The sequence below is a fragment of the Pandoraea thiooxydans genome (assembly GCF_001931675.1).
Taxonomy (GTDB): domain Bacteria; phylum Pseudomonadota; class Gammaproteobacteria; order Burkholderiales; family Burkholderiaceae; genus Pandoraea; species Pandoraea thiooxydans.
On record NZ_CP014839.1, the window covers coordinates 4,091,182 to 4,115,114 of the forward strand.

The following is a 23,933-nucleotide window of genomic DNA, read 5'->3' on the forward strand; positions in this document are numbered from 1 at the left end:
GCGCATGAGCGCACCCATCGTGCCGGCAACGCTGGCTTTTACCGCGGATGGCTTTCCGTATTCTCCGCTGTTCGACGACGTCTATCACAGTACCGATGGCGGCCTTGGACAGGCCGCGCATGTCTTTCTCGGCGGCAACGATCTGCCGGCCCGCTGGCACGGCTGCAGCCGTTTCACTATCGTCGAGACCGGCTTTGGGCTCGGCTTGAATTTCCTGGCGACGTGGGCCGCCTGGCGGGCCCACCTTGCTGCCATGCCGGCCTCGAGGTTGGCGCCGCAACTGCATTTCGTATCCATCGAAAAGCACCCGTTTACGCCAAGCGATTTGCGGCGCGCCTACGATCACCTCGCGGCCCATCCCGAATGGGCGGGGCTCGCGCCATTGATCGATGCCTTGTGCGCCGCCTGGCCGCTGCCCTTGCCGGGTCTGCATCGCCTGTCGCTCGGCGATGGACTGACGCTTACCGTAGCGTTCGGCGATCTGCTCGAATGGCTGCCCAAACTGCGTGCCGGCGCCGATGCCTTTTACCTGGACGGCTTCTCGCCCGCCAAGAACCCGGCGATGTGGTCGCCGCCGGTATTCAAGGCACTCGCCCGCATGGCGCGCACCGATGCCACGGTGGCCACCTACACCGCCGCCGGCATGGTTCGGCGCGGCTTGCTCGATGCCGGGTTCGAGCTCGGCAAGCGCCCGGGCTATGGTCGCAAGCGCGATATGCTGGCCGGCCGCTTCGCACCGCGCTGGCGGGTACGCCGGCACGAACCGCCGACAGCGGTGGCGTGGCCCGATCGGCATGCGCTGGTGATCGGCGCCGGCCTGGCCGGCTGCGCGCTGGCCCACGAGTTGACGGCCAACGGCTGGCGCGTCACGCTGCTCGAACGCCGCGACGCGCCGGCGCTGGAGGCCTCGGGCAATCCGGCGGGGGTGTTTCACCCACAGCTCTCGCGCGACGACAATGTTCTGGCGCGTCTGACACGCGCCGGCTATCTACATGCGCTGGCGCTCTGGGAGGCGCTGGCCGAGCGCCAGCCGCTGCGCTGGTCCCGTACCGGGCTGCTGCAACTGGCCGACGACGATGCGGCAAGCGCCGCGCTGCCGGCCGTGCTCGAGGCGCTCGGCTACCCACCCGCCTATGTGCGCGCGGTCGACCGGGAAGAAGCAACGCACCTGGCCGGCATGCCGGTCGCGCAGGGCGGGCTGTGGTTTGGCCAGGGCGGCTGGATCGATCCGGCCGGCCTGTGCCGGGCCCAGTTGATGGCCGCCGGCGAAGCGGCAACGCTGGTGACCGGCGCGGCCGTTGCCCGGCTCGAGCGGCGCGGCGCAGCGTGGCATGCACTCGACGCGCAGGGTGCCACGCTGGCGCAGGCGCCCGTGGCCGTTCTCGCCAATGCCGCCCAGGCCGGGCAACTGCTGCAACCGTATTTGGTGCGCGACTATTTGCCGCTCAAGGCGGTGCGCGGTCAATTGACAGTCCTGCCGCCGGACGAACTCACCGCTTTGCGGGCAGTGGTATGCGGCGACGGCTACGTCGCCCCGCCCGCGGCCATGGATGGCTGCGCCCTGACCGGCGCGACTTATGATTTCGACGACCACGACGACACCGTGAGGGTTGCCGACCATCAACGCAATCTCGACCGGCTGGCTGCATTGCTGCCGGACTGGGCCGGGCGCGAGCGTTTGCGCCACCCGGCGCATAGCGGCGAGGCGGGCTCGCTTCTGCGCGGGCGCGTCGCGTATCGCTGCACGACGAATGATCGCCTGCCGGTCGCCGGGCCGATCCCCGATATCGACGCCATACAGGCTGGCATATTGAAAAACGGTGGCGCCTACGCAGGTGCCCATCTGACGGATCTGCCGCGACTGCCAGGCCTGTTCGGGGTGTTCGCCCTGGGCTCGCGGGGGCTCGTGTGGGCCAGCCTGTGCGCCGCGCTGGTCACCAGTCAGCTCGAGGGCAACCCATGGCCGCTCGAGGCCGCCCTGGCCGACGCGATCGACCCGGCGCGTACGCTGCTCGGCGCGCTACGCCGGGGCCTGTCCATCGTTTAGGGCTTTTCCGACAGATATCCGGCATGGCGGCCCGGTTCGCCGAGGTGCCGGGCCGTTGCCGGCATTTTGTTTGACCCTTAATCAACTGTGGCAGAATAGTTGGCAAACCGATTGGTTCGTCGCGCATTTCCTGCTATTTACATTTCTCCTCGCGCGGCTTTTTCATCCCTTCAATACTTTGATGCGCCGTAATAGGGCGCAAACGAGGCAATATGACGTCGGAATTGTCCCTTTTCCCGGGCTGGCCGCCGACGCCCGATCCCGTGTTCTGGACTGGTTTGCTGCTGATCGTGGCAGGCTTGTCCGGTGAAGTGTGTTACCGGCTCATGCGCTTGCCGCGCATCACCGGTTACGCCGTGGTCGGCATGGTAGGCGGCGCAATTGGTTTTTCCATTTTCGATGCCCAGACAGTGGCGGATTTCCGCTTGCTGATCGATCTGGCGCTGGGCCTGCTGCTGTTCGAACTGGGCAGCCGCCTGAACTTGCGATGGCTGCGCGCCAACCCCTGGCTGATCGTCACCAGCGCCTGCGAGGCGTTGCTGACCCTGCTGGCTTCGTTTGCCCTGCTGCGCGCGTTGAACGTCGCGCCGCTCACGGCGATGCTGATTTCGGCGATCGCCATGGCTACCGCGCCAGCAGTGATCATTCAGCTCAAGAACGAGTTGCGTTCCGAGGGCCAGGTAACCGAGCGGTTGCTGGCGCTGACCGCGCTCAACAGTATTTACGCGGTAGTGGTCGTCAAGCTGGTGTATGGCTGGATGCACCAGGCCTATCACAGCAGCTTGCTGATCACCCTGCTGCACCCGCTTTATCTGCTGGCCGGCTCGTGCGTGCTGGCCTATTTGCTGGCCAGAGGCTGCAATCTGCTGTTCCGCAAGCTGGGCGGGCAAGACGAACACGCGTTCGTGATGCTGATCGGACTGATCATGCTGGCCGTGGCGCTGGTGCACATGCTGCGTCTGCCGAATTCGCTGACTCTGCTGCTGGCCGGCATCCTGTTCAAGAATCTCAATGAACGACCACAGCTTTGGCCAGCTCACTTCGGCACCGCCGGCTGGCTGCTGACAGTCATCCTGTTCGTGGTGACCTCGATGGCGTTCCAGTGGCACGATCTGATGCTCGGCGGCCTGGCCGCGCTCGCCCTGGTGTGCGTGCGGGCACTGGCCAAGCTGGTCTGCGTGGTGCTGTTTTCGCGGCCCGCCGGCATCGATCTGAAGCAGGCGGTGGCGCTGGGCGTCTCGCTCACGCCAATGGCCAGCCTGGCACTGGCGCTGGTGACCGATACCTACGATATCTATCCGCAATTCGATCCGCACTTGCGCGCCATCGTGTTCAGCGCCATGGCGTTGATGCAGTTGGTCGGGCCCCTGCTGATCTATTGGGCGCTGGCCCTGACCGGTGAACGAAAGGATTGATCATGTCTTTGGAACAATTCATCCCATCCGAGCCGTTTACCTTTGGCGTCGAGCTGGAAATGCAGATCGTCAACCGGCACGACTACGATCTGACCAAAGCCGCCACCGACGTGATGCGGCTGATCAAGAAAGAGCAATACCCCGGCGAGATCAAGCCGGAGATCACCGAAAGCATGATCGAACTGTCGACCGATATCTGCCACCGGCACAGCGACGCGGTCGAGCAGCTGCATCGGATCCGCGACGTCCTGGTGGCCGCCGGACGACAACTCAACGTCGGCCTGTGCGGTGGAGGCACCCACGCTTTCCAGCGCTGGAGCGAGCGTCAGATCTTCGATTCGCCGCGCTTTCATTTTCTGTCGGAACTGTACGGCTACCTGGCCAAGCAGTTCACCGTATTCGGTCAGCACGTGCATATCGGCTGCCCGGACCCCGACAGCGCGCTGTATTTGCTGCACGCGATGTCGCGCTTTATTCCGCACTTCATCGCGCTGTCGGCTTCATCGCCCTATGTACAGGGCGTCGATACCGGTTTCCATTCGGCGCGGCTCAATTCGGTGTTCGCTTTCCCGCTCTCGGGCCGCGCACCCTTTGCCTTGCGCTGGTCCGAGTTCGAAGAGTATTTCGACAAGATGGTGCGCACCGGCGTGGTCGAGAGCATGAAGGACTTCTATTGGGATATTCGTCCCAAACCGGGCTTTGGGACGATCGAGGTACGGGTAATGGATACCCCATTGACTGTCGATCGTGGGGCTGCCATTGCCTGTTATATCCAGTCTCTAGCCCGGTATTTACTGACAGAGCGGCCGTTTGATCTGAAAGAGGACGACTACCTGGTCTACACGTTCAACCGTTTCGAGGCTTGCCGTTTTGGTCTGCAGGGTGCCTACGTCAACCCGGAGAGCGGTGAGCGCACCACTTTGGGGCAACATATTCACCAGACCCTGGAGCTTATCAAGCCGCATTCGGCCAAACTCGAGGCCGAAGCCGCCTGCGAGCAGATCGGCCAGATCGTGGCCTCGGGCATCAACGACGCCCAGTGGCTCAGGCAAGTCAATACGCGTGAAAAGTCGCTTCACGAAATGACCCGCCAGCAATGCTTGGCGTGGGGCACCTAGGCAATCCGGCTACATTGTTCAATCTGCCCCGCTGATGCGGGGTTTTTTTTCAGGCTCTTCTTTTCAGCTGTCGAACCGCCTGTATCAGACTGCGTTTTTGTACAGGTTTTCGGCGGCTCATAGTACGGTTTTAGGTGTTTACAAGGTTTACTGTATGTAAACATAGTAGTAGTTAACAACGCTCCCTTGATTCTGTGGATAACACGAATTAGTCTCAATAAAACAATTCCTTGCGGAACAAAAAACCATTCGGACAACCGGTCGGATAGAACAGGACAAAAAGGGACAACTTTTGCCTCGGTGTTCATCGCGGGCGACTTATCCCGAAACCGTTCACAACAAAAAAAGCCAGTTATCCAGAAAGTTATCCACAAGCTGTGAGGCAGCGGGCGCTTGAGGCGGGTGTGAGCGTTTACTTTGTCAAAGATACGTAAAAAATAAGGAAAAGACGGCTACAATCGCACTCTCACAAAAAATCCGGACCATTTTGTCCCCAATTTCTCGCCGACAACGATGATTGTTCTGGCCACTTTGAATGCCCGCTATGCGCATGCGTCGCTCGGTTTGCGCAGCCTGTACGCCAACTTGGGCGAGTTGCAGGCACTGGCCAGCATTCAGGAATTCGTGATTGGCGCAAAGACGGAGGTGATTGCCGAGAAACTGTTGGCAAGCGAGCCGCGCATCGTGGGCCTTGGCGTCTATATCTGGAATGTCGACGAGACCGCCCGGCTTGTCGCTTTGCTGAAAACGATTTCACCTCAAACGATCATTGTTCTCGGTGGGCCGGAAGTCAGCCATGAAACCGACGAGCAGGAAATCTGCCGCCGGGCCGATTACGTGATCACCGGCTGGGGCGATGTGACCTTCGCGCGATTGTGCCGCGATATTCTGGCCGGCAAGCGGATCCTGACCAAGGTGCACGTCGGCGAACAGCCGCCGCTGGCCGAACTGGCGATGCCTTACCGCTACTATGACGACGAGGACATCCGTCACCGGGTGCTTTATGTCGAAGCGTCGCGCGGGTGCCCGTTCAAATGCGAGTTTTGTCTGAGTGCGCTCGACAAGACGGCCTGGGCCTTTCCGCTCGATGCCTTTCTCGACGAGATCGCGATGCTTTACGCGCGCGGTGCGCGGCAATTCAAGTTCGTCGACCGCACCTTTAATCTCAACGTAAAAAACAGCCTGCGAATCCTGTCGTTTTTCCTCGAGAAGTTGGCCCAGGCGCCGCAAGACCCGGTATTCGTGCACTTCGAAGTGGTGCCCGATCATTTGCCCGATGCGCTCAAGGCGGCCATCGCCAAATTTCCGCCTGCCACGCTGCAGTTCGAGATCGGCCTGCAAACACTCAATCCGCAGATACAGGGCCACATTTCGCGTCGGACCGATCTGGCATTGGCCGAGGCCAATATTCGCTGGCTCAAACAGCATTCGCATGCTCACCTGCACGTCGATCTGATTGCCGGGTTGCCGGGCGAGACGCTGGAGAGCTTCGGGGAAGGTTTCGACCGGTTGATCAGCTGGCAACCCGACGAAATCCAGCTCGGCGTGCTCAAGCGCTTGCGCGGCACGCCGATTATCCGGCACACCGAGGCGTTCGGCATGCGATACAACCCGGCGCCGCCCTATAACGTGCTGGCCACGTCGGCGGTCGACTTTTCTTCGATGCAGCGGTTGTCCCGTTTTTCGCGTTATTGGGACCTGTTGGCCAACTCCGGTCGATTTGCCACTACCTTGCCGTTGGTGCTGGGCGCCGCGCCATTTCACAATTTCATGGCTTTGTCGGACTGGTTGTACGCGAGCACCGGGGTCACTCACCGGCTCGAACTCGAACGCCTGTTTCGCCTGCTGCATGCGTGGCTTACCGAGCCTTCGACGCAGGCGAGACCCGGTGCGGTGGCCGACGAAGCACGCATTCTCGATAGTTTGCATTCCGACTATGAAGCCAGCGGAGCACGGGGCCGCTTACACTTTGTTACGGAGAAATCGCAAATTACATCAGTACAAGAACCGATACGCCGAACCCCCAATCCAGTAAGACAATTACGGCATGCATATCGATGAGCGATGAGTGGCCTAAGGGTTTATCCCGAGCCTGCGAGCTGCAAGCGGGAAAAGGTCGTGAACGTTTGATTTAAAGCACATTTTTGCAATTTATTTTTGACTTGCTTGTTTAACGACATATAGTTATTAGAAATCCTAATCATAAAATCATGGCTAATCAGACATCGCCCCAGGAAACACTCTCCAAGCGCATTACCGCCGGTATGCTGCGGCTTGGCACGGCCTTACGCAGTCACGCCTGGGAAGGCGCGGCCGCTGCAGGGTTAACACCGACGCAAGGCGAAATCCTGACGCTGCTGTTGATGCGCAATGCGCCGATGCGCCTGGGCGACATTGCCCGTGACGCGGCGCTCACGTCGGCCACGGTCAGCGAGGCAGTCAGCACGCTCGAGAACAAGGGTCTGCTTGAAAAGCGCCGTGACGCCAACGATGGCCGCGCGCTGGCGCTCAGGCTGACCGCTCGCGGCAAGACCGCGGCGCGCAAGGCCTCGCAGTGGCCGGACTTTCTCGTGTCCGCCTGCGACGGACTGAGCGACAAGGAGCAGGGCCAGATGTACCGGCTCCTGGTCAAGATGATTTACGGCATGCAGGGACGCGGCGACATTCCCACGCAACGCATGTGCGTGAGCTGCGCGCACTTCGATCCGGCCGCTCATGCGCGCGGCGCGGCACCGTATCACTGCGGGTATTTCGATATCGCGCTGGACGATGCGCACCTGCGCCTCGATTGCAACGGGCATGAGATCGCCGACGCGACCACCCAACGCAAGACGTGGCGTATTTTCAGCAAGGGGTGACACAGCGTTTACCCGAACCAATTCCGTTGTTCCAGACAGCCGATGCGATCCATCGGCTGTTTTCTTTTGTCCCCTCGATAAAATGGATGAGCCGGCAATTGGCCGCAGGTGCGGACGGCCTGCGTGCACCGACAAGCCGACATGTGGCTCCTGTACACTGCGGCTTTTGGCATTTCTCCGGCCCGGTTTTTGGTTCTCATCGAATTGATCACATGACCTCCCAGCGCAAAATCGTGGTACGCCAGTCGGGCGTGCATGGCAAAGGCGTCTTCGCAACCCGGGCAATTGCCAAGGGCGAGCGCATCATCGAATACAAAGGGGAACGCATTTCGTGGCGCGAGGCGCTGCGCCGTCATCCGCACGATCCCGAGCATCCGCAGCACACCTTTTATTTCAGTCTGGAGGGCGGCCGTGTGATCGACGGCAAGGTGCAGGGCAATAACGCGCGCTGGATCAATCACGCCTGCAACCCCAACTGCGAGGCTCGCGAAGAAGGCGAGCGCGTTTTCATTTACGCCCGGCAGGCTATCGAGCCGGACGAAGAATTGTTTTATGACTATGGCCTGGTAATCGATGCCCGCTATACGGCCAAGCTCAAACGTGAGTATGCTTGTCACTGCGGCAGCGCGCAGTGCCGCGGCACGATGCTGGCGCCCAAACGCTGATCGATTCAGCGGCTTGCGCGGCGTTTGACCGCTTTGCTCACCGACTTCCCTCTGGCGAAACGCATGGCCGACATCACACTCACCGAACTGGAGGCAGCGATCAACTACTGGCGCAGCGTGTCGCCGGCTGCCGGCGATGAAATGAAGTTATGCCGCGAGGCCAGTGCGCTGTCCCGCCCCTACGCGCTGATGATCGTCGAGCACGCGAGCAGCGTGTCGCTGACCGCGCTCGACGATGCCGCGCGCTCGGCCTGGGAGGCGTATCAGCGGCATCGCGGCTGAGCGCTCACTGGCGGGTAAAGGTTTCGATCGCGGCGGCCAGATCGACGTCGAGCCGGGTCAGGCCGTTGGCGTCGTGCGTTGACAGCGTGATTTCGACGCGATTCCACACGTTGAACCACTCGGGATGATGATTCATCTGTTCGGCTTTGAGCGCGATGCGCGTCATGAAGCCGAACGCCGCATTGAAATCGTCGAACACGAAGGTTTTGTGAATCGCATCGCGGCCGGTCACAGGTAGCCAGCCGGGCAGTGTTTCGAGCAGGGCGGCACGTTCTTCGGAAGAGAGTCGATTGGTCATTGCAGCATCCTCATAGCGACACACGCGAGAGCCCGCGCCGCACGGTGCGGCGCGAACCGATCACATATATTGGATTGTTCCACAGGCGGCGGCGTCTTGCTGATGCGGCGCCGCAGCATGCTTTGTCTGTCGCGTGGTCTGAAAAGTTCGGCGCGTATCGACGTTTAATGCGGCGTCGCGTCCGGATGGTGCACCAGCTTGCCATAGACGAGCGACTGCAGCAGCGCGACCGTGCTGCCGGTCAGGACCTCGACCACGCGCAGGATCGCCATGTGCAGTTCTTCGTGCAAATTGCTGCCGCTGAATGCCGCCGACATCAAAATGACCACCGTGACCGGCGCCAGGCGCCAGTTGGCCGGATAGTTGTGAATCAGCATTGCCACCAGCACGGCCAGCACCAGCGCGACCAGCATCGACGGCAGGGTCGGGCCGAGCAGCACCAGCATCAGACAGGCAATGACCGCACCGCTGACGGTATTGATGGTGCGCGCCTTGAAGTTCACCTTGGCCTGCGCAAAGTCCGGCTCGGTGACGATGATCAGTGAAATCATTGCCCAGTAGGGCTCCTCGAAACCAACGAAACGCAGGCCGTACCACACGATGAGCGAGCCGGTGAGGATCTTCACGGTGTAGACCAGCGCATTCTTGCGCAGGCTGATGGCGAAAAGCTGCATGACGATGCGGCAAGGAACCGAGGAATTTCCAGTATGACATAGGCGCTTGCCGAATCTGCTTCGCATGCCGATACGGCGGGTTAGAATCGCGCGGACATCGCGGCGCGCTCTTGCGCCCAAGCGGAGACATCGATGCGACAGATCATCAAACGATACCTCGCGGGTTGGCTGCTGGCAGCCGGGTGCGCGCTCGGCGCGGCGCAGGGCCAGTCACGGGCGGCGACGCCAGCGGCGGCCGATGCTGGTGCGCGCCTGACGATCTCGGCCGCCGCGCATCAGCGCAGTTGGACGCGTGCCCAGTTGCTGGCCGATCCGCGCCTTGCGCCGGTGACGCTCGATGACGACAATTTCAAGCGCCGCATGACCGTCTCGGCGATACCGATGGCATCATTGCTCGATGGCTTGCCGATACCGCCGGGCGCGAGCGCGACACTGGTGGCCAGCGACGGCTACATTTCGCACATGCCTATGGGGTTGCTCCTCACCAGCGAGCCCGATGCCCCGCGCGCCTATCTCGCGGTGGAAAACCCGGCCGCGCCGTGGCCGCAACTCGAAGGCCACGATATCGGCCCGTTCCGGCTGGTCTGGACGCTGCCGGCAGACAGGGCGCACGGCGCGGGCGCATCGATCAATCAGAGTTACTGGACCTACAGCATCGAGCGCATCGAGGCGGTTGCGTCCCCGGCCGAGCGCTTCCCGGCAATTCGACCCGCCGCCGATGTACCGGCGCACGGCGCGATCATGCGCGGCTTCGCGGTGTTTCAGCGGGCCTGTTTTTCCTGCCACTCGCTCAACGGGGCGGGCGATTCCCACCTGGGCCCCGATCTGAATGTGCCGTTCAATCCGGTCGAGTATCTCGGCGACGCACGCCTGGCCCGCTACATTCGCAACCCGCAGTCGCTGCGCTGGTGGCCCAACGCACGGATGCCGGGAATCGATCGCGCGACCGTCTCGGATGCGCAGTTGCGCGACTTGCTCGCCTATTTGCACCATATGGCGGGGCGCAAAATTCCCGCGCCGCCCTCGCCGGGCGGTTGATCCCGATCATCCTTTCGCATGAATGTCCGACATCGCGATATGGGAAGGCAAACGGCGACGATAACTCACGCTACACTGAACGGCATCAGTCACCGCGCCGGATATCACAGGAGACTCGCCGATGATTACGCTGGATGCGCAGCAGACCGCGCAGGCATTGCCTTATCCCGAGTTGGCCAACGCCATCGAGACGATGTTGACCGAAATGCGCAGCGGCAGCGCGCACGCACCGGAGCGGCTGGTATGCCACGTTGGCGATGGCGACGGCCGTGACGGCAGGCCGGGTGGCATCTTGCTGGTGATGCCGGCCAGCAACCGCGACATCGCCATGACCAAGCACGTCAATGTGCATGCCGGCAACGCGCGCCACGGGTTGCCCGCGATTCAGGGCGAAGTGTTGGTGTATGACGCCAATAACGGCCAGCGTCTGATGCTGCTCGACGGCCCCGTGCTGACCAGCCGGCGCACCGCCGCCGTATCCTTGCTGGCGGCTCGCAAATTCGCGCCGCGCCCGCGCGGCCCGGTATTGATCGTCGGCGCGGGCGTGCAGGCGCGCGCGCACCTCGAAGCCTTCGCGGCCGGCCTGGAGAGCCGCCACTTCATGCTCTATTCGCGCACCCGCGCGAACGCCCGGGCCCTGGCCGATCATGCCCAGACGCTGGGCGTCGAAGCCACCGTGGTCGATTCGGTCGAAGCGGGCCTGCAGTCTGCCACGGTGGTCGTTGCCGCAACCACCAGCACCACTCCGGTACTGCCCGACAGCGGCGCGATGCGCTGGCGCGACGACATCTTTATCGCCGCCGTCGGCGCGTTTCGCCCGGACATGCAGGAGCTGCCGCCGCAGTTGTGTCGCGACGCCGCGGTGCGCGGCACGCTGGTGATCGATACCTGGGAAGTCAAGCACGAGGCCGGCGACTTGCTGCACGCGGGCATCAACTGGTCGCGCGCCGTGCCGCTGGTCGACGCCGTGCTCACCCCCGACCGCTTCCGCGCCGGCGGCCCGGTCCTGTTCAAGAGCGTGGGATGCGCGCTGTGGGATCTGGCGGCGGTGTTGTGCGCGCGGCGGTTGGAGGGAAGTTCTTGACGCCGCCAGGGTCGAAGTACGCAGCGGTCTGGAGATGCCCGCTTGTTTCAGGCGTTCCCTCCAAGGGAGGCGGTGGCGCAATTTGCCGCGCATCGGAGGCCCTTCAACACCAATCGAAAGATGCTGTAGACGGTTTCTCCGGCAAACTTTCCGTCCTGAGCCGCGGTAAGAGCCACCGGGCTTGACGCGCAGCGCATCGAAGAACACCATCGGGTACAGCGGCTCAAGCGGCCGGACTGTTATCCGCTACCTTGGTCAAGACTTTTTCGGTTTGCGAGGCTCCCGGGCATGCCGGCGCTGGCAGCGAGCAGACATTCCAGAAGGACGCTGGCTGCGGCGGGCGCTCCACGAGGGTTTGGTTGCAAAACACCGATCTCGCGATGGAACGATTGCTCGCCCAATGGCACCACCCTGACCTTCTTTGGCAGAGGAAGGTTTGCGGCTGCCAAGGGAATCAGCGCTACGCCCATCCCAATGGCAACCAGATTGATCAACCCCGCGATTTCGTCGAGTTCGATCGCATCGCAAACAGTCAGCCCTTCGCGCCGAAGAAACCTCTCCACCGAGCGTCCGCCAAAGGATGTGCGCTCGTAGCGCAGGAACGGATTTTCCCGAAGGATCTTTCGCCAGTCATCGCCCTTGACTTGGTTCGGCACGAGCAGGACATAGGGCTCGCGAATCAGCGGTTGCCAGGTCATATCCTGAGGCAATCCAAACGGAGGCTTGATGATGATCGCGGCATCGATCTGTCCGGTATCGAGCGCGTCCATCAGAGAAATGGAGAGCCCCGGTATGACGTGGATTCGCAGGAAGGCAAACCGCACTCTCAAAGCGGCTAATGCACGGGGAAGCAAAGTCGCGTGGACAGAAGCAATCGCTCCTATCCTCATCATGCCGGCGACCATGGTCTCGCCAGGCAACTCCGCAAGTTTGTCGTAGAGCGCGCAGATTTCTTCGGCTCTCGGCAGTGTCGCTTGGCCTGCGGGATTCAGGATTGCCGCCCGCCCCGTGCGCTCGAACAGCGCGAATCCCAGGGACTCTTCCAGCCGCTTGATCTGGCTGCTGACCGCGGATTGGGTCAGGCCGATGCGGTCGCCTGCGGCCTGGAACGTCCCAAGTCGGCATACGGCGATGAAGGTGCGCAGTTCGGTGAGCATCGAGCATTCAGAAAATTGATGGAAAGCACAAAAATATATCGATATACATGTTCCTGGCAAGTCCGTAAATTCAACTCCTACTGGAGATATACATGAACTTACTTGCCGCCTCGTTGAACGCAGTCAAGCCATCCCCGACGCTCGAAATCGCCAAAAAGGCTGCCCAGCTGCGTCGTGAAGGGGCGGATGTGATTGGGCTTGCCCAGGGCGAGCCCGACTTCCCGACGCCGCAGCACATCGGCGTCGCCGCCAAGGATGCAATTGAACGAGGCCTCACCAGATATACCGATGTAGATGGAACTCCGGAGCTGAAAGCGGCAATTGCCCGCAAATTCCTCCGTGAAAACGGTCTGGAATACGAGCGCAGCCAAATCAGCGTCGGGGCGGGCGCAAAGCACGTGATCTTCAATGCATTGAGCGCGAGTTTGAATCCCGCCGACGAGGTGATCATTCCCGCGCCCTACTGGGTTTCCTATCCCGACATGGTGCTTCTCGCGGGAGGAAATCCCGTCGAGGTGCCGTGTGGCCCGGACCAGGGCTACAGGCTGACGGCGGCCCAACTACGCGCTGCCATCACGCCCCGCACCAAGTGGCTAATCCTGAACTCTCCCGGCAATCCCACGGGCGCCGGGTACTCGCGGGAGGAGCTCAGGGCTCTGGCCGACGTCCTTCTGGATTTCCCCAACGTCTTCATCCTGACCGACGACATCTACGAGCACCTTCGCTATGACGGCTGGGAGTTCAATACGCTGGCCAGGATTGAGTCGAAGCTGTATCCGCGGACGCTCACTGTCAACGGCGTTTCCAAAGCCTACGCGATGACCGGCTGGCGCATTGGCTACGCCGCGGGCCCTGAGCTCCTGGTTCAGGCCATGGCGAAGATCCAGTCTCAGAGCACAAGCAATCCTTGCTCGATTGCCCAGCATGCCGCACTGGCCGCCCTCGATGGTCCCATGGACTTCCTGCGCGCTCGCAATGAGGTCTTCCGGGAGCGCCGCGACTTGTGTCTCGAAGCCTTCAATGCCATCGACGGCCTCGAATGCCGCAGGCCCGAGGGCGCCTTCTACCTCTTTCCGTCTTGCTCCGGCTGGATCGGTCGAAAGACACCTGACGGGCAGCGGCTGAACAACGACATTGCCGTAGCCAGATTCCTATTGGAAAAGGCGCGGGTAGCCGTCGTTCCAGGTAGTGCGTTCGGATCGGAGGGCCATTTCCGGATTTCGTTTGCAACAGACACCGAGCAGTTGCGTCAGGCATGCAAGCGGCTTGCCGCAGCGGCCAAGCAAATCGACTAGGGGCATCAAATGGATCTGGGTCTCGAGGGGAGAAGAGCGCTGGTCCTCAGCGCCGGTGGCGGTATCGGCAGCGCGGTCGCGGTAGCGTTGGCTCGAGAGGGCGCGGAGCTATTCCTCGCGGACATCAATGAGGGTGCGCTCGCAGCTGCGGTTCGGAGGGTTGAGGATGAAGGTGGCGTCGCTCATTCGTACGTGTTCGACCTCGCTTCGCCAGAGCAGACTTCCGAGGCGATGTCCAAGATGCTTTCTGCGGCCGCTTCCATCGACATTCTGTTCAACAACACCGGAGGCCCCGCACCTGGACCAGCCGACGGGCAGCCGCGTGAGTCCTGGGAAAAGGTCTTCGGCGCCATGGTGCTTCCTGTCATCGCCATTACCGACCGGGTGCTGCCGGGAATGCGTGAGAAGGGGTGGGGGCGGATTATCACCACGACTTCCTCCGGCGTGGTCGCCCCGATTGCCAACCTTGGACTGTCCAATACGGCGCGGCTCAGCTTGCTCGGCTGGTCCAAGACGCTGGCGAAGGACGTCGCGCGAGACGGCGTAACGGTGAACGTGCTGGTGCCGGGGCGAATCGGCACAGCGCGCACGCGCTTCCTGGACGGTGTGAAGGCGAGCAGGGAGCAGCGCGACGTTTCCCTGGTGGAGCTCGAGAGCGCGGCATCCATCCCTATAGGCCGGTATGGCCGTCCTGAAGAATACGCTGACGTCGCCACCTTCCTCGCAAGTGAAAAGGCTTCCTACATCACTGGCACAGTGGTGCGCGTGGACGGTGGCCTTATCCAATCGATCTGACTCACCATTTCATGAAGGAGATCGCCATGACCCCCCTTGATCCCGCCATCGTCAAAGCGCTGTCCAATGTCACGACGGCGACCCTCACCACCATCCTGCTTAAAAAAGGCCTTCGCAACGTCTGGATCCGCGGCGCGTTTCCTCTGGCGAAGGATGTTCCCCGCGTGGTTGGCCGTGTATTCACGGTGCGCTTCGTTCCGGCACGTGAAGACCTTGCAACACTCGAGTCCTGGGCTTCGCCGAAGTCTAGCCGCGGCGCCATTGAACAGATGCCGGCGGGTTGCGTCGCCGTGGTGGACGCCATGGGCGTCAAGGATGCCGGCGTCTGGGGTGACATTCTTTGCGCCCGCATGGCCAAGCGGGGGGTGCGGGCAATGGTTACGGATGGAGTCGTACGTGATCTGGCTGGCGTGCTCGGCACCGGCCTGCCCGTCTGGTGCAGCGGTGCTGCGGCGCCGCCCTCGGTCGCAGGCCTGACCTTCGTGGACTGGCAGCAACCTGTTGCCTGTGGCGGCGTAGCGGTATTTCCCGACGACGTGATCGTGGCCGATCAGGACGGTGCCGTCCTCATTCCAAGCGCTCTGCTCGACGATATCGTCGATGCCGCCGTGGAACAGGAGCGTTTTGAAGGTTGGATCATGCAGGAGGTGAATGCAGGTGCAAGGCTGCCCGGCCTATATCCGCCAAGTGACGAAAATAAGGCGAAGTATCAAGCTGCCTGCGCGAAGGACTGAACGACGCGGATCGGCCACATCCGGGCCGGTTTATGGGTTGGAGTCTGGTGGGTTCGGGCTCGATAATCGCTCGGTTGCAAGTTTCGTTTTCCCGCGGTAAGCCTCAGTCCCGGAAAGGATGTGCATGAGATTGGTTCCAAAAAAGGCCCTTGCGGTATCGCACGTGGCATTCGAAAACCTGGGGACATTGCGCCACGTTCTGTCGGGGCGTGGCTTCGAAATCGACGAGATCGACGCGGCAACCGTCGATTGGGATGCCTTCGACGCGACGCAGTTCGATCTCGTCGTCATCCTCGGTGGCCCGTTGGGCGTCGCTGATGAGCCCTCCTATCCATTCCTCACCAGGGAAATCGCATTCATAAAGCAATGCGTCGATACGAGCGTTCCCCTGATCGGCGCCTGCCTGGGCGCGCAACTGATTGCCCGTGTGCTTGGAGCAAACGTGACGCCCATGGGTGTCAAGGAAATCGGCTTTGCAGCCGTGGAGCTGACGGAGGCCGGGCTTGAGTCTGCGTTGCACGGGCTAAGGTCTACACCGGTCCTGCATTGGCACGGCGATGAGTTTGAAATCCCCGAGGGTGCGCTTCACTTGGCCAGAACGTCGATCGGACGCAACCAGGCATTCGCATTTGGCAAGCATGTTCTTGGACTGCAGTTCCATCTCGAGGTCGAGTGCGCGGATATCGAGCGGTGGCTGGTCGGCAATTCGGGAGAGCTTGTTCAGGAAAAGATCGACCCGGCTGTCCTGCGTGCGCAGGCCCTGCGCTACGGGAACGAGTTAGCCGCCGTGTCCGCCGTGGTATTCACGCGGTGGCTCCGGGACCTGGGTCTATAGCGTCAGCACTGGCTCTGGCCGCCTAAACCCACGCCGCGCCAATCCAGGAGTTCCGGACCAGGCAGGATCAAAGGACACAATTCATGCGCAGAATAAATGTAGCAATTACGGGCTTTGGCGGCATCGGCCGCAAGGTTGCCGAACTCTTGCTCGATCGCCAGCCTCACTATCGGGCAAGGTACCAGTTCGACGTACGCGTGGTCGGTGTTTGCGGCTCATCTGCAGGCCTGATCGATGAAGCCGGCCTGGACAAAGCGCGTCTTGGCAACCGGGCCGCTTATACCAAAGGCTTGACCGGATCGGCCTTCGTCGAAAGCGTGCCTGCCGATGTCTTATTCGAATCGAGCCCAACGGACTTTCGCACCGGGGGTGCCGCGCTGTCCTATATATCGGCGGCATTGCAACGACGGGTTCACGTTATTGCCATCTCCAAAGGAGCGCTGGCATTGGCCTACACATCGCTGAGCGACGTCGCAGCGCGCCAGAAGGTCGCATTGAAGCTTAGCGGGGCGGCTGGCTCGGCGCTTCCCACCATTGATTTGCTGCAGTACAACCTGGCAGGATGCAAAATTTCCTCGGTTGCCGCGATCGTGACCGGCACCACCAACGTGATCCTCTCGGAGATGATGGACAAGGAGTGCTCGTTTGGCGAGGCACTATCGGAGGCACAGCATCTGGGGATTGCGGAGTCGGACCCCTCCCTCGATACCGACGGTTGGGATACCGCCTGCAAGATCGCCATCGTGTGCAACGCGGCATTCGGCACAGCGATCAAGGTGCAAGAAATGCCTCGACAGGGAATCAGTGGCGTAACTCTTGAAGACGTGCGACGTTGGCGAGCCGGCAATGTCATGCCGCGCCTTGTCGGGGTCATCGAATCGGTCGGCGCGACTTACGACGCCTCGGTGAGGTTGGAGCTATGCGACGAAACACACCCGTTTTTCCGGGTGCACGGAAGAAACAAGGCCATTCGCGTGTCCACCGATTTGATGGGTGACTTCGTCATCGTTGGCGGCGGCTCCAATCCCTACGGTACCGCAGGTGCGGCTCTAAAGGACTTCGAACACGTCTTGCGCGATCTGTATCGGCCCGTGGAATAGCCCGTCATCGGGCTGAACGGGGTCGAACCATCGAATTAGTGTCGGACGACTGGGCGTGGGATATCGGCCCAAGGACCGGACGGGTGACCGCGAAGGCGCGCTGCAACTCGAGTGAACACTTGAAATGGTTTCTACCGCGGCCTGCGCCCCATCAGCACGGCGCTTGAACCGACGGTCCGATTTTCAGAGGTCATGGCTCCAAAAAGCGTTCGACCAACCGCGCCCAGTATGCCGCGCCGATCGGCAGGTTCTTGTCGTTGAAGTCGTAGCCGGGGTTGTGCACCATGCAGCCGTCTTCGCCCTCGCCGTTGCCCAGCCGCAGGAAGCAGCCGGGGCGCTGCTGCAGCATGTAGGCGAAATCCTCGCTGCCCATGAGCAGGCCGGTGTGGGGCACGACCTTGTCGGGGCCCACCAGCTCCTGCGCGACCTGAATCGCGAATTCGGTTTCGCGCTCGCTGTTGACCACCACCGGATAGCCCATGATGTACTCGATCTCGGCGCTCGCGCCATAGCTTTTGGCCTGATCGTGGACCAGCTCGGTGATGCGCTGCCTGAGTTTCTCGCGCACCGCGGGGCTGAACGAGCGCACGCTCAGCTCGAGCTTGGCGCTGTTTGAAATCACGTTGTTGGCGGTGCCCGCCTGCAACACGCCGACCGTCACCACGGCCGGCTCGGTGGGATCGATGTTGCGCGCGACCACCGTTTGCAGGGCCATCACGACGCTGGCCGCGGCCACCACCGGATCGACGGTCAAATGCGGCCGCGCCGCATGCCCGCCGACTCCCTTGATGGTGATGAACACCTTGTCGCCGGCCGACATGAACGGGCCGTCGCGGAACAGGAAGGTGCCCGGCGGCATGCCCGGATGGTTGTGCATGCCGAATACGGCGTCGCACGGGAAGCGCTCGAACAGGCCGTCCTCGATCATCGCCCGTGCGCCGCTGTTGACGCCGTGCTCTTCGGCCGGCTGGAAGTACAAATGAACCGTGCCGGAAAACCGGCGCGTATTCGCCAGGTACTGGGCTGCGCCCAGCAGCATCGTGGTGTGGCCGTCGTGGCCGCAGGCGTGCATTTTGCCGGGGTGCTGGCTGGCGTAGGGCAAGCCGGTTTCCTCCACGATCGGCAGCGCGTCCATGTCGGCGCGGATGCCGATGCTGCGCTTGCCGTCGCCGGCTTTCAGGGTGCCGACCACGCCGGTCTTGCCCACCCCGGTGGTGACCTCATAACCCCATTCGCGCAGCTTTTGGGCGACCAGCGCGCCAGTTTCGACCTCTTCGTAGGCCAATTCGGGGTGCCGATGAATCTGGTGGCGGATCGCGCGCAGCGCTTCGGCGGCATCGGTCAGATCGTTCACTTCACAGAAGGATTTTTTTGCGTCCATGTCGATCGGGTCCTGGCAGGAGTCCAACAGTGGGGGGAAACGGGAACGCGCGGCGCTGGGATGTCGCGCGCCGTGATGCCCGGCATGGGGCAAGTCTAGAGATTGTCGCCTCGCTTGAGAAGCCGGCCGGCATCGGTGACGGGCAAACGCTGGACATCGTCACGATTGTGTTCTAATGTATACATTCGTGTGCAAACAGAGTCGGGTGCTGCGTCAGCGCGACGCGCCACCGCGCCCACCAGGAGATCGACGTTGAATACCAAGCTCAGCAAGCCCCGACGCGAGGGCGCGAGCAGTTCTTCGGCCGCCGGGCCGTTGGGGGAGTTCGTGTACGACCGGCTGCGCGCCGATATCCGCGAGCAGCGCCTGTTGCCGGGCACGCGCTTGCGTGAAGTCGAAATCGCCGAAAAATACGGGGTCAGCCGCACGCCCGTGCGTGAAGCGCTCAAGCGCTTGGCGACCGAAGGGTTGCTGGCGCTTAGCGCCTCGCGCGGATTCGTCGTCACCGAGTTGTCCAACAGCCACGTCATGCAGTTGTATGCGATGCGCGAGGTACTCGAGGGCGCGGCGGCGCGTTTTGCCGCCGAGCAGGCCTCGCCGCTCGAAATCCAGTCGCTGCAGCAACTCTGTGCGCAGCTGGAGCACGCCGCCACGCCCGCGCAAATGGCAGCCGGCAACCGGCGTTTGCACGACGCCATCGTCGCGGCGTCGCACAACGTTTATCTGCTGCAGGCCATGGGGGTGCTGCGCGATACGCTGGAGCTGCTGGGCACCACCACTTATTCGTCGCCCGGGCGCATGGCCACGGGTTGCCGCGAGAACGCCGAGATCGTCGAGCGCATTGCCGCGCGCGACGCGGACGGCGCCGAGCAGGCCGCGCGCCGGCATATCCATAACGCCAGCCTGCTGCGGCTGAAGATGCTGTTCGGGCAGGAACCCGCGTCTGCCCCGGACTCGGCGGCGCCGATGCGGCCCGGGCAAATTGATTGAAAAATCGGGTTTTGGGGGGCATTCAGGGATGGTAGATGTATTGGTCATCGGCGGCGGCAACGCCGCCTTGTGCGCAGCGTTGATGGCGCGCGAGGCGGGCGCCTCGGTGCTGCTGCTGGAGGCTTCGCCGCGCGAGTGGCGTGGCGGCAATACGCAGCACACCCGCAATCTGCGTTGCATGCACGACGGCCCGCAAGACGTGCTGGTCGACGCCTATCCGGAAGAGGAGTACTGGCAGGATCTGCTCAAGGTTACCGGCGGGCAGACCGACGAGAAGCTTGCGCGGCTGGTGATTCGGGCCTCGTCGAACTGCCGCGACTGGATGCGCCGCCACGGCGTGCACTTTCAGCCGCCGTTGTCGGGCGCGCTGCACGTGGCGCGCACCAACGCTTTTTTCATGGGCGGCGGCAAGGCGCTCGTCAATGCCTATTACCGCAGTGCCGAGGCGCTCGGCGTGCAGATTCGCTACAACGCGCCGGTCGATGCGATCGAGCTCGACGGCGAGCGCTTCGTGGCAGCCCGCATTGGCGACGAACGGATCGCCGCGCGCAGCTGCGTGCTCGCCGCCGGCGGCTTCGAGTCGAACCGCGCGTGGCTGCGCGAGGCGTGGGGCCAGGTCAACGGCGAATGGGTGGCCGATAATTTTCTGATTCGCGGCACGCGCTTCAATATGGGCGTGCTGCTCAAGTTCATGATCAAGGCCGGCGCCGATGCGATTGGCGATCCGTCGCAATCGCATTGCGTGGCGATCGATGCGCGCGCGCCGCTCTATGACGGCGGCATCTGCACGCGCGTCGATTGCGTGTCGCTGGGCGTCGTGCTCAATCGCAACGCCGAGCGCTTCTATGACGAGGGCGAAGACTTCTGGCCCAAACGCTACGCGATCTGGGGCCGGCTGGTGGCCCAGCAACCCGGGCAGATCGGCTACTCGATCATCGACTCCAAGGCGATCGGCCGCTTCATGCCGCCAGTATTTCCGGGCATCCAGGCCGACACGTTGGCGGAACTCGCGCAAGCCACCGGGCTCGACGTACCGACTTTCGTCAGAACAATCGAAACCTACAACGCGGCGTGCCGGGTCGGCACCTTCGATCACGCGGTGCTCGACGACTGCCACACCGAGGGCATTGCGCCGGCCAAGAGCCATTGGGCGCGGCCGATCGACACTCCGCCGTTTTACGCTTATGCGCTGCGCCCGGGCATCACGTTTACCTATCTGGGGCTCAAGACCAACGAACAGGCGGCAGTGCATTTCGACGGCAAACCCAGCCCGAACCTGTTCGTCGCCGGCGAAATGATGGCCGGCAACGTGCTCGGCAAGGGCTATACGGCCGGCGTGGGCATGTCCATCGGCACCGCGTTCGGCCGCATCGCCGGCACCCAGGCTGCACGCTCGGCCGGCCAACCCGCTACAACCTCTCATGGAGTAAGTCATGCAGTCGCTTGAGGCGCTCACCCGCGAAGCCGCCGCCCTGGGCGCCAACCAGATGCCGGCCGCATCAAGCGCTGACGAAGCGGAAGTCGGCCGCATCATGCAGATCTGCAATGCATGCCGGTACTGCGAAGGTTTCTGCGCGGTGTTTCCCGCCATGACGCACCGGCTCACATTCGCCAAAAACGACATTCACTTTCTCGCCAACCTTTGCCACAACTGCGGCGCTTGCCTGCACGCGTGCCAATATGCGCCGCCCCACGAATTCGCCGTCAATGTGCCTCAGGCGATGGCCAGGGTGCGTGTCGAAACTTACACCGACTATGCGTGGCCGGCGGCTCTGGGCGCTCTGTACAAGCGCAATGGTTTGACGCTGGCGCTGGCCGCCGCGACCGGCCTGGCGCTGTTTCTGAGCCTGGTGGCGCTGATCCAGGGGCAGTGGGCCAGCGGGCCGCTGGCCGCCAACTTCTATGCGATTTTTCCGCACGATACGCTCGCGCTCATGTTTGGCGCGGTGTTTTTGTTCGCCGTCGTCGCGCTGGGCATCGGCGTGCGCCGCTTCTGGCGCGATCAGGCGCCCGGCCCCGCGTCGGGCGGGGCCGCGGCCGAAGCCGCGCACGATGCGCTGCGGCTCAAATATCTCGATGGCGGGCACGGCCAGGGCTGCAATGAGAGCGACGACGCCTTCACGCTGGCACGCCGACGTTTCCATCATTTGACCTTCTACGGTTTTCTGTCGTGCTTTGCCGCGACCTGCGTGGCGACGCTCTATCACTACCTGTTCGATTGGCAGGCGCCGTATGCGCTCACCAGCCTGCCGGTGGTGCTCGGCACGCTCGGCGGCATCGGCCTGGTGATCGGGCCGGCAGGACTGCTGTGGCTGAATCTGCGCCGCCACCCGCTGCACGGCGACGCGCGGCAAAAGCCGATGGACCGCGGTTTCATCGCCTTGCTGCTGCTGGTCAGCATCAGCGGACTGGCGCTGCTGGCCTGGCGCGAGAGCGCGGCGATGGGCGTGTTGCTGGCGATTCATCTGGGGGCGGTGATGGCGTTATTCGCCACGCTGCCGTATGGCAAGTTTGCCCACGGCGTATACCGCGGCGCGGCGCTGCTCAAGTGGTCGATCGAGAAGCGGCATCCGCCCAGGCTGGGGGTTGGCGGTGAGTAGCGGCGAGTGGTGAACCGGCGGCGACGCGGGCATGCGCGGTGGCCGACGCGTCGGCGAGAAGGTGGACGCTACGAACATATTCGGCACGCACGAAATATTTTTAACGGAGACATAAGATGCAACAAGCAACGGGTCATCCCACCGAGAAGCAGATCTACAAGGTCGCCCTGGCCAGCATTATCGGTTCGGTCATCGAGCAATATGACTTTCTGGTAACCGGCATCATCGCCGCGACGGTCTGGGGCGATGTTTTTTTCAAGTTGCCGGGACTGGCCGCGATTGCCGCGGCCATCGCGGTGTACGGCATGGGTATCGTGATCCGCCCGCTTGGCGCATACATCTTCGGCAATCTCGCCGACCGCGTCGGGCGCAAGGACGCGATGGTCTATGCGCTGGTCCTGATGGGCGTGAGCACGCTGCTGATCGGGCTGACGCCCTCGTTCGACAGAATCGGCGTGATCGCACCGGCCCTGCTGATCGTTTTCCGGCTGGTGCAGGGCATCAGCTTCGGCGCCGAGTTCGGCACGGCCTCGACGTGGGTGGTCGAGCAGGCCGCCCGGTCGAAGTACCGCGCCTTCTGGGGCGCCTGGGTCGGCTTTGCAATCCCGCTCGGGCTGCTGCTCGGCTTCGGCTCGGTGATCGTCGTCAAGTCGCTGATGACGCACGAACAGTTTCTCAACTGGGGCTGGCGCATTTTCTTCGTGGTCGGATTCATCGTAGCCATCGTCGGCATCGTGATCCGAACCCGCACCGAAGACAGCTTCGTGTTCGAGGGCTACAAATCGAAGAGTGAACTCCTGGCCCATCCGGCCAGGCAGGTGTGGCGCGACATGCCGTTGCGCATCCTGCGCACGTCGCTGGTCAACGCCATGTTCAGCGGGGTCTTTTTCCTGAGCTTCGTGTTCGGCACCGGCTACATGAAATCGGTCGGCTTCACCGCCATGCAGGCCGAAACCATCGGCTTGATCGCCGCGGGCTTCATGCTGGTGTTCATGATCATCGGCTCGCTGCTGGCCGACAAGATCAATCGCCGCACGATCCTGCTGACCTCCGCCGTGGTGGCCTTCCTGTTCGCGATCCCGTACTTCTATTTGCTCAATACCGGCAACTTCATGCTCGCGGCGATCGCCGAGATCGTCGGCTTCGGGTTCGTGTTCGGTTTTGGCTACGGCGCGGTGCCGACCTTCTACACGGAAAATTTCCCGACCAAATACCGGGCGTCCGGTGCGAGCGCCGGCTATCAGGTGTCGCAGATCTACGGCGGCGGCCTGATTCCGATTCTGGCCGGCATGATGCTGCGCAAATACGGCATTCATCATGCTTACCTCTACATCGGTATCATGGTGATGTGCTACGCGGTGCTGGCGATTTTCGCAATCCTGGCCACGCCCGATACCAAAGGGGCCAGTCTCGAGGCGTAGCGGCATGGCCCGCGACATGATCGCGCGGGCAGTTCAACGAGTATTTGCCCAGCCGCCAGCAATCACGTCGATCGCTGGCGGCCTTTTTGCATCCCTGCTGTGCCAGGCGCCCCGGTGCGCGCGGTAGCCGGATCCCCGTAGTTTTC

General features: G+C 62.5%; 22 protein-coding genes. 18 read left to right on the forward strand and 4 right to left on the reverse strand.

Annotated elements, in window-relative coordinates:
* Nucleotides 1–4 precede the first annotated feature (4 nt).
* From mnmC to PATSB16_RS18930, 7 genes are all read left to right on the forward strand, one after another.
* Nucleotides 5–2,047 carry a bifunctional tRNA (5-methylaminomethyl-2-thiouridine)(34)-methyltransferase MnmC2/FAD-dependent 5-carboxymethylaminomethyl-2-thiouridine(34) oxidoreductase MnmC1 gene (gene mnmC, locus PATSB16_RS18900; RefSeq protein WP_047215555.1) on the forward strand — a complete coding sequence of 681 codons (2,043 nt, stop codon included), beginning with the start codon at nucleotides 5–7 and terminating at the stop codon, nucleotides 2,045–2,047.
* Between the two features lie 212 nt (nucleotides 2,048–2,259).
* Nucleotides 2,260–3,462, forward strand: a complete 1,203-nt coding sequence (locus PATSB16_RS18905; RefSeq protein ID WP_047215556.1) for a cation:proton antiporter — start codon at nucleotides 2,260–2,262, stop codon at nucleotides 3,460–3,462.
* Nucleotides 3,463–3,464: 2 nt separating this feature from the next.
* A complete protein-coding gene (locus PATSB16_RS18910; protein ID WP_047215557.1) occupies nucleotides 3,465–4,580 on the forward strand; it encodes a YbdK family carboxylate-amine ligase in 1,116 nt (371 codons plus the stop codon).
* 513 nt (nucleotides 4,581–5,093) lie between these two features.
* A complete protein-coding gene (locus PATSB16_RS18915; protein ID WP_047215558.1) occupies nucleotides 5,094–6,641 on the forward strand; it encodes a B12-binding domain-containing radical SAM protein in 1,548 nt (515 codons plus the stop codon).
* Nucleotides 6,642–6,790: 149 nt separating this feature from the next.
* Entirely contained in the window at nucleotides 6,791–7,438 is a 648-nt protein-coding gene (locus PATSB16_RS18920) for a MarR family winged helix-turn-helix transcriptional regulator (RefSeq protein WP_047215559.1), read from the forward strand.
* A gap of 212 nt (nucleotides 7,439–7,650) precedes the next feature.
* The gene (locus tag PATSB16_RS18925; protein ID WP_047215560.1) at nucleotides 7,651–8,103 is read left to right on the forward strand and encodes an SET domain-containing protein; all 453 of its coding nucleotides are present in this window, start codon (nucleotides 7,651–7,653) and stop codon (nucleotides 8,101–8,103) included.
* A 63-nt stretch (nucleotides 8,104–8,166) separates the two neighbouring features.
* On the forward strand, nucleotides 8,167–8,385 hold the full coding sequence (locus PATSB16_RS18930) for a DUF3717 domain-containing protein (protein WP_047215561.1): 219 nt from the start codon (nucleotides 8,167–8,169) through the stop codon (nucleotides 8,383–8,385).
* Between the two features lie 4 nt (nucleotides 8,386–8,389).
* Here the strand turns inward: PATSB16_RS18930 and PATSB16_RS18935 are convergent, their stop codons facing one another.
* Nucleotides 8,390–8,707, reverse strand: a complete 318-nt coding sequence (locus PATSB16_RS18935) for a 4a-hydroxytetrahydrobiopterin dehydratase (protein ID WP_257786660.1) — start codon at nucleotides 8,705–8,707, stop codon at nucleotides 8,390–8,392.
* 140 nt (nucleotides 8,708–8,847) lie between these two features.
* Nucleotides 8,848–9,357 carry an FUSC family protein gene (locus PATSB16_RS18940; protein WP_047215563.1) on the reverse strand — a complete coding sequence of 170 codons (510 nt, stop codon included), beginning with the start codon at nucleotides 9,355–9,357 and terminating at the stop codon, nucleotides 8,848–8,850.
* Nucleotides 9,358–9,489: 132 nt separating this feature from the next.
* On the opposite strand from PATSB16_RS18940, the gene PATSB16_RS18945 reads away from it, so the two are divergent.
* Both PATSB16_RS18945 and PATSB16_RS18950 read left to right on the forward strand, forming a co-directional pair.
* A complete protein-coding gene (locus PATSB16_RS18945; protein ID WP_047215564.1) occupies nucleotides 9,490–10,395 on the forward strand; it encodes a cytochrome c in 906 nt (301 codons plus the stop codon).
* A 121-nt stretch (nucleotides 10,396–10,516) separates the two neighbouring features.
* Nucleotides 10,517–11,479 (forward strand): delta(1)-pyrroline-2-carboxylate reductase family protein, encoded by a 963-nt coding sequence (locus PATSB16_RS18950; RefSeq protein ID WP_047215565.1) that lies wholly within the window; start codon nucleotides 10,517–10,519, stop codon nucleotides 11,477–11,479.
* Nucleotides 11,480–11,718: 239 nt separating this feature from the next.
* Here PATSB16_RS18950 and PATSB16_RS18955 read toward each other — a convergent pair whose 3' ends face one another.
* Nucleotides 11,719–12,636, reverse strand: coding sequence for a LysR family transcriptional regulator (locus PATSB16_RS18955; RefSeq protein WP_047215566.1), 918 nt, complete (start codon nucleotides 12,634–12,636; stop codon nucleotides 11,719–11,721).
* Between the two features lie 92 nt (nucleotides 12,637–12,728).
* On the opposite strand from PATSB16_RS18955, the gene PATSB16_RS18960 reads away from it, so the two are divergent.
* The 5 genes from PATSB16_RS18960 (at nucleotide 12,729) to PATSB16_RS18980 (ending at nucleotide 17,395) form a co-directional block, all read left to right on the forward strand.
* On the forward strand, nucleotides 12,729–13,931 hold the full coding sequence (locus PATSB16_RS18960; RefSeq protein ID WP_047215567.1) for a pyridoxal phosphate-dependent aminotransferase: 1,203 nt from the start codon (nucleotides 12,729–12,731) through the stop codon (nucleotides 13,929–13,931).
* Between the two features lie 9 nt (nucleotides 13,932–13,940).
* Nucleotides 13,941–14,726 (forward strand): SDR family oxidoreductase, encoded by a 786-nt coding sequence (locus PATSB16_RS18965; protein ID WP_047215568.1) that lies wholly within the window; start codon nucleotides 13,941–13,943, stop codon nucleotides 14,724–14,726.
* A 26-nt stretch (nucleotides 14,727–14,752) separates the two neighbouring features.
* Entirely contained in the window at nucleotides 14,753–15,460 is a 708-nt protein-coding gene (locus tag PATSB16_RS18970; RefSeq protein WP_156884508.1) for a ribonuclease activity regulator RraA, read from the forward strand.
* 124 nt (nucleotides 15,461–15,584) lie between these two features.
* On the forward strand, nucleotides 15,585–16,295 hold the full coding sequence (locus PATSB16_RS18975) for a glutamine amidotransferase (RefSeq protein WP_047215570.1): 711 nt from the start codon (nucleotides 15,585–15,587) through the stop codon (nucleotides 16,293–16,295).
* 83 nt (nucleotides 16,296–16,378) lie between these two features.
* The gene (locus PATSB16_RS18980) at nucleotides 16,379–17,395 is read left to right on the forward strand and encodes a homoserine dehydrogenase (protein WP_047215571.1); all 1,017 of its coding nucleotides are present in this window, start codon (nucleotides 16,379–16,381) and stop codon (nucleotides 17,393–17,395) included.
* 190 nt (nucleotides 17,396–17,585) lie between these two features.
* Here the strand turns inward: PATSB16_RS18980 and PATSB16_RS18985 are convergent, their stop codons facing one another.
* Nucleotides 17,586–18,776 carry a M20 aminoacylase family protein gene (locus PATSB16_RS18985; RefSeq protein WP_047215572.1) on the reverse strand — a complete coding sequence of 397 codons (1,191 nt, stop codon included), beginning with the start codon at nucleotides 18,774–18,776 and terminating at the stop codon, nucleotides 17,586–17,588.
* A gap of 252 nt (nucleotides 18,777–19,028) precedes the next feature.
* Here PATSB16_RS18985 and PATSB16_RS18990 point away from each other — a divergent pair, with 252 nt between their 5' ends.
* From PATSB16_RS18990 to PATSB16_RS19005, 4 genes are all read left to right on the forward strand, one after another.
* On the forward strand, nucleotides 19,029–19,766 hold the full coding sequence (locus tag PATSB16_RS18990; RefSeq protein ID WP_047215573.1) for a GntR family transcriptional regulator: 738 nt from the start codon (nucleotides 19,029–19,031) through the stop codon (nucleotides 19,764–19,766).
* Between the two features lie 28 nt (nucleotides 19,767–19,794).
* The gene (gene tcuA / locus PATSB16_RS18995) at nucleotides 19,795–21,213 is read left to right on the forward strand and encodes an FAD-dependent tricarballylate dehydrogenase TcuA (protein WP_047215574.1); all 1,419 of its coding nucleotides are present in this window, start codon (nucleotides 19,795–19,797) and stop codon (nucleotides 21,211–21,213) included.
* Nucleotides 21,200–22,366 carry a tricarballylate utilization 4Fe-4S protein TcuB gene (tcuB, locus tag PATSB16_RS19000; RefSeq protein WP_047215575.1) on the forward strand — a complete coding sequence of 389 codons (1,167 nt, stop codon included), beginning with the start codon at nucleotides 21,200–21,202 and terminating at the stop codon, nucleotides 22,364–22,366. Before tcuA ends, tcuB begins: the two co-directional genes overlap by 14 nt.
* Nucleotides 22,367–22,482: 116 nt before the next feature.
* Entirely contained in the window at nucleotides 22,483–23,787 is a 1,305-nt protein-coding gene (locus PATSB16_RS19005) for an MFS transporter (protein WP_047215576.1), read from the forward strand.
* The last annotated feature ends 146 nt before the right edge of the window (nucleotides 23,788–23,933 follow it).

Coding starts and splice junctions, on each gene's coding strand:
- PATSB16_RS18915 (WP_047215558.1), top strand. CDS start 5,094: ATGATTGTTCTGGCCACTTTGAATGCCCGCTATGCGCATGCGTCGCTC.
- PATSB16_RS18950 (WP_047215565.1), top strand. CDS start 10,517: ATGATTACGCTGGATGCGCAGCAGACCGCGCAGGCATTGCCTTATCCC.
- PATSB16_RS18920 (WP_047215559.1), top strand. CDS start 6,791: ATGGCTAATCAGACATCGCCCCAGGAAACACTCTCCAAGCGCATTACC.
- PATSB16_RS18910 (WP_047215557.1), top strand. CDS start 3,465: ATGTCTTTGGAACAATTCATCCCATCCGAGCCGTTTACCTTTGGCGTC.
- PATSB16_RS19005 (WP_047215576.1), top strand. CDS start 22,483: ATGCAACAAGCAACGGGTCATCCCACCGAGAAGCAGATCTACAAGGTC.
- PATSB16_RS18940 (WP_047215563.1), bottom strand. CDS start 9,357: ATGCAGCTTTTCGCCATCAGCCTGCGCAAGAATGCGCTGGTCTACACC.
- PATSB16_RS18980 (WP_047215571.1), top strand. CDS start 16,379: ATGCGCAGAATAAATGTAGCAATTACGGGCTTTGGCGGCATCGGCCGC.
- PATSB16_RS18945 (WP_047215564.1), top strand. CDS start 9,490: ATGCGACAGATCATCAAACGATACCTCGCGGGTTGGCTGCTGGCAGCC.
- tcuA (WP_047215574.1), top strand. CDS start 19,795: ATGGTAGATGTATTGGTCATCGGCGGCGGCAACGCCGCCTTGTGCGCA.
- PATSB16_RS18960 (WP_047215567.1), top strand. CDS start 12,729: ATGAACTTACTTGCCGCCTCGTTGAACGCAGTCAAGCCATCCCCGACG.
- PATSB16_RS18965 (WP_047215568.1), top strand. CDS start 13,941: ATGGATCTGGGTCTCGAGGGGAGAAGAGCGCTGGTCCTCAGCGCCGGT.
- PATSB16_RS18925 (WP_047215560.1), top strand. CDS start 7,651: ATGACCTCCCAGCGCAAAATCGTGGTACGCCAGTCGGGCGTGCATGGC.
- PATSB16_RS18930 (WP_047215561.1), top strand. CDS start 8,167: ATGGCCGACATCACACTCACCGAACTGGAGGCAGCGATCAACTACTGG.
- PATSB16_RS18975 (WP_047215570.1), top strand. CDS start 15,585: ATGAGATTGGTTCCAAAAAAGGCCCTTGCGGTATCGCACGTGGCATTC.
- mnmC (WP_047215555.1), top strand. CDS start 5: ATGAGCGCACCCATCGTGCCGGCAACGCTGGCTTTTACCGCGGATGGC.
- PATSB16_RS18905 (WP_047215556.1), top strand. CDS start 2,260: ATGACGTCGGAATTGTCCCTTTTCCCGGGCTGGCCGCCGACGCCCGAT.
- PATSB16_RS18985 (WP_047215572.1), bottom strand. CDS start 18,776: ATGGACGCAAAAAAATCCTTCTGTGAAGTGAACGATCTGACCGATGCC.
- PATSB16_RS18955 (WP_047215566.1), bottom strand. CDS start 12,636: ATGCTCACCGAACTGCGCACCTTCATCGCCGTATGCCGACTTGGGACG.
- tcuB (WP_047215575.1), top strand. CDS start 21,200: ATGCAGTCGCTTGAGGCGCTCACCCGCGAAGCCGCCGCCCTGGGCGCC.
- PATSB16_RS18970 (WP_156884508.1), top strand. CDS start 14,753: ATGACCCCCCTTGATCCCGCCATCGTCAAAGCGCTGTCCAATGTCACG.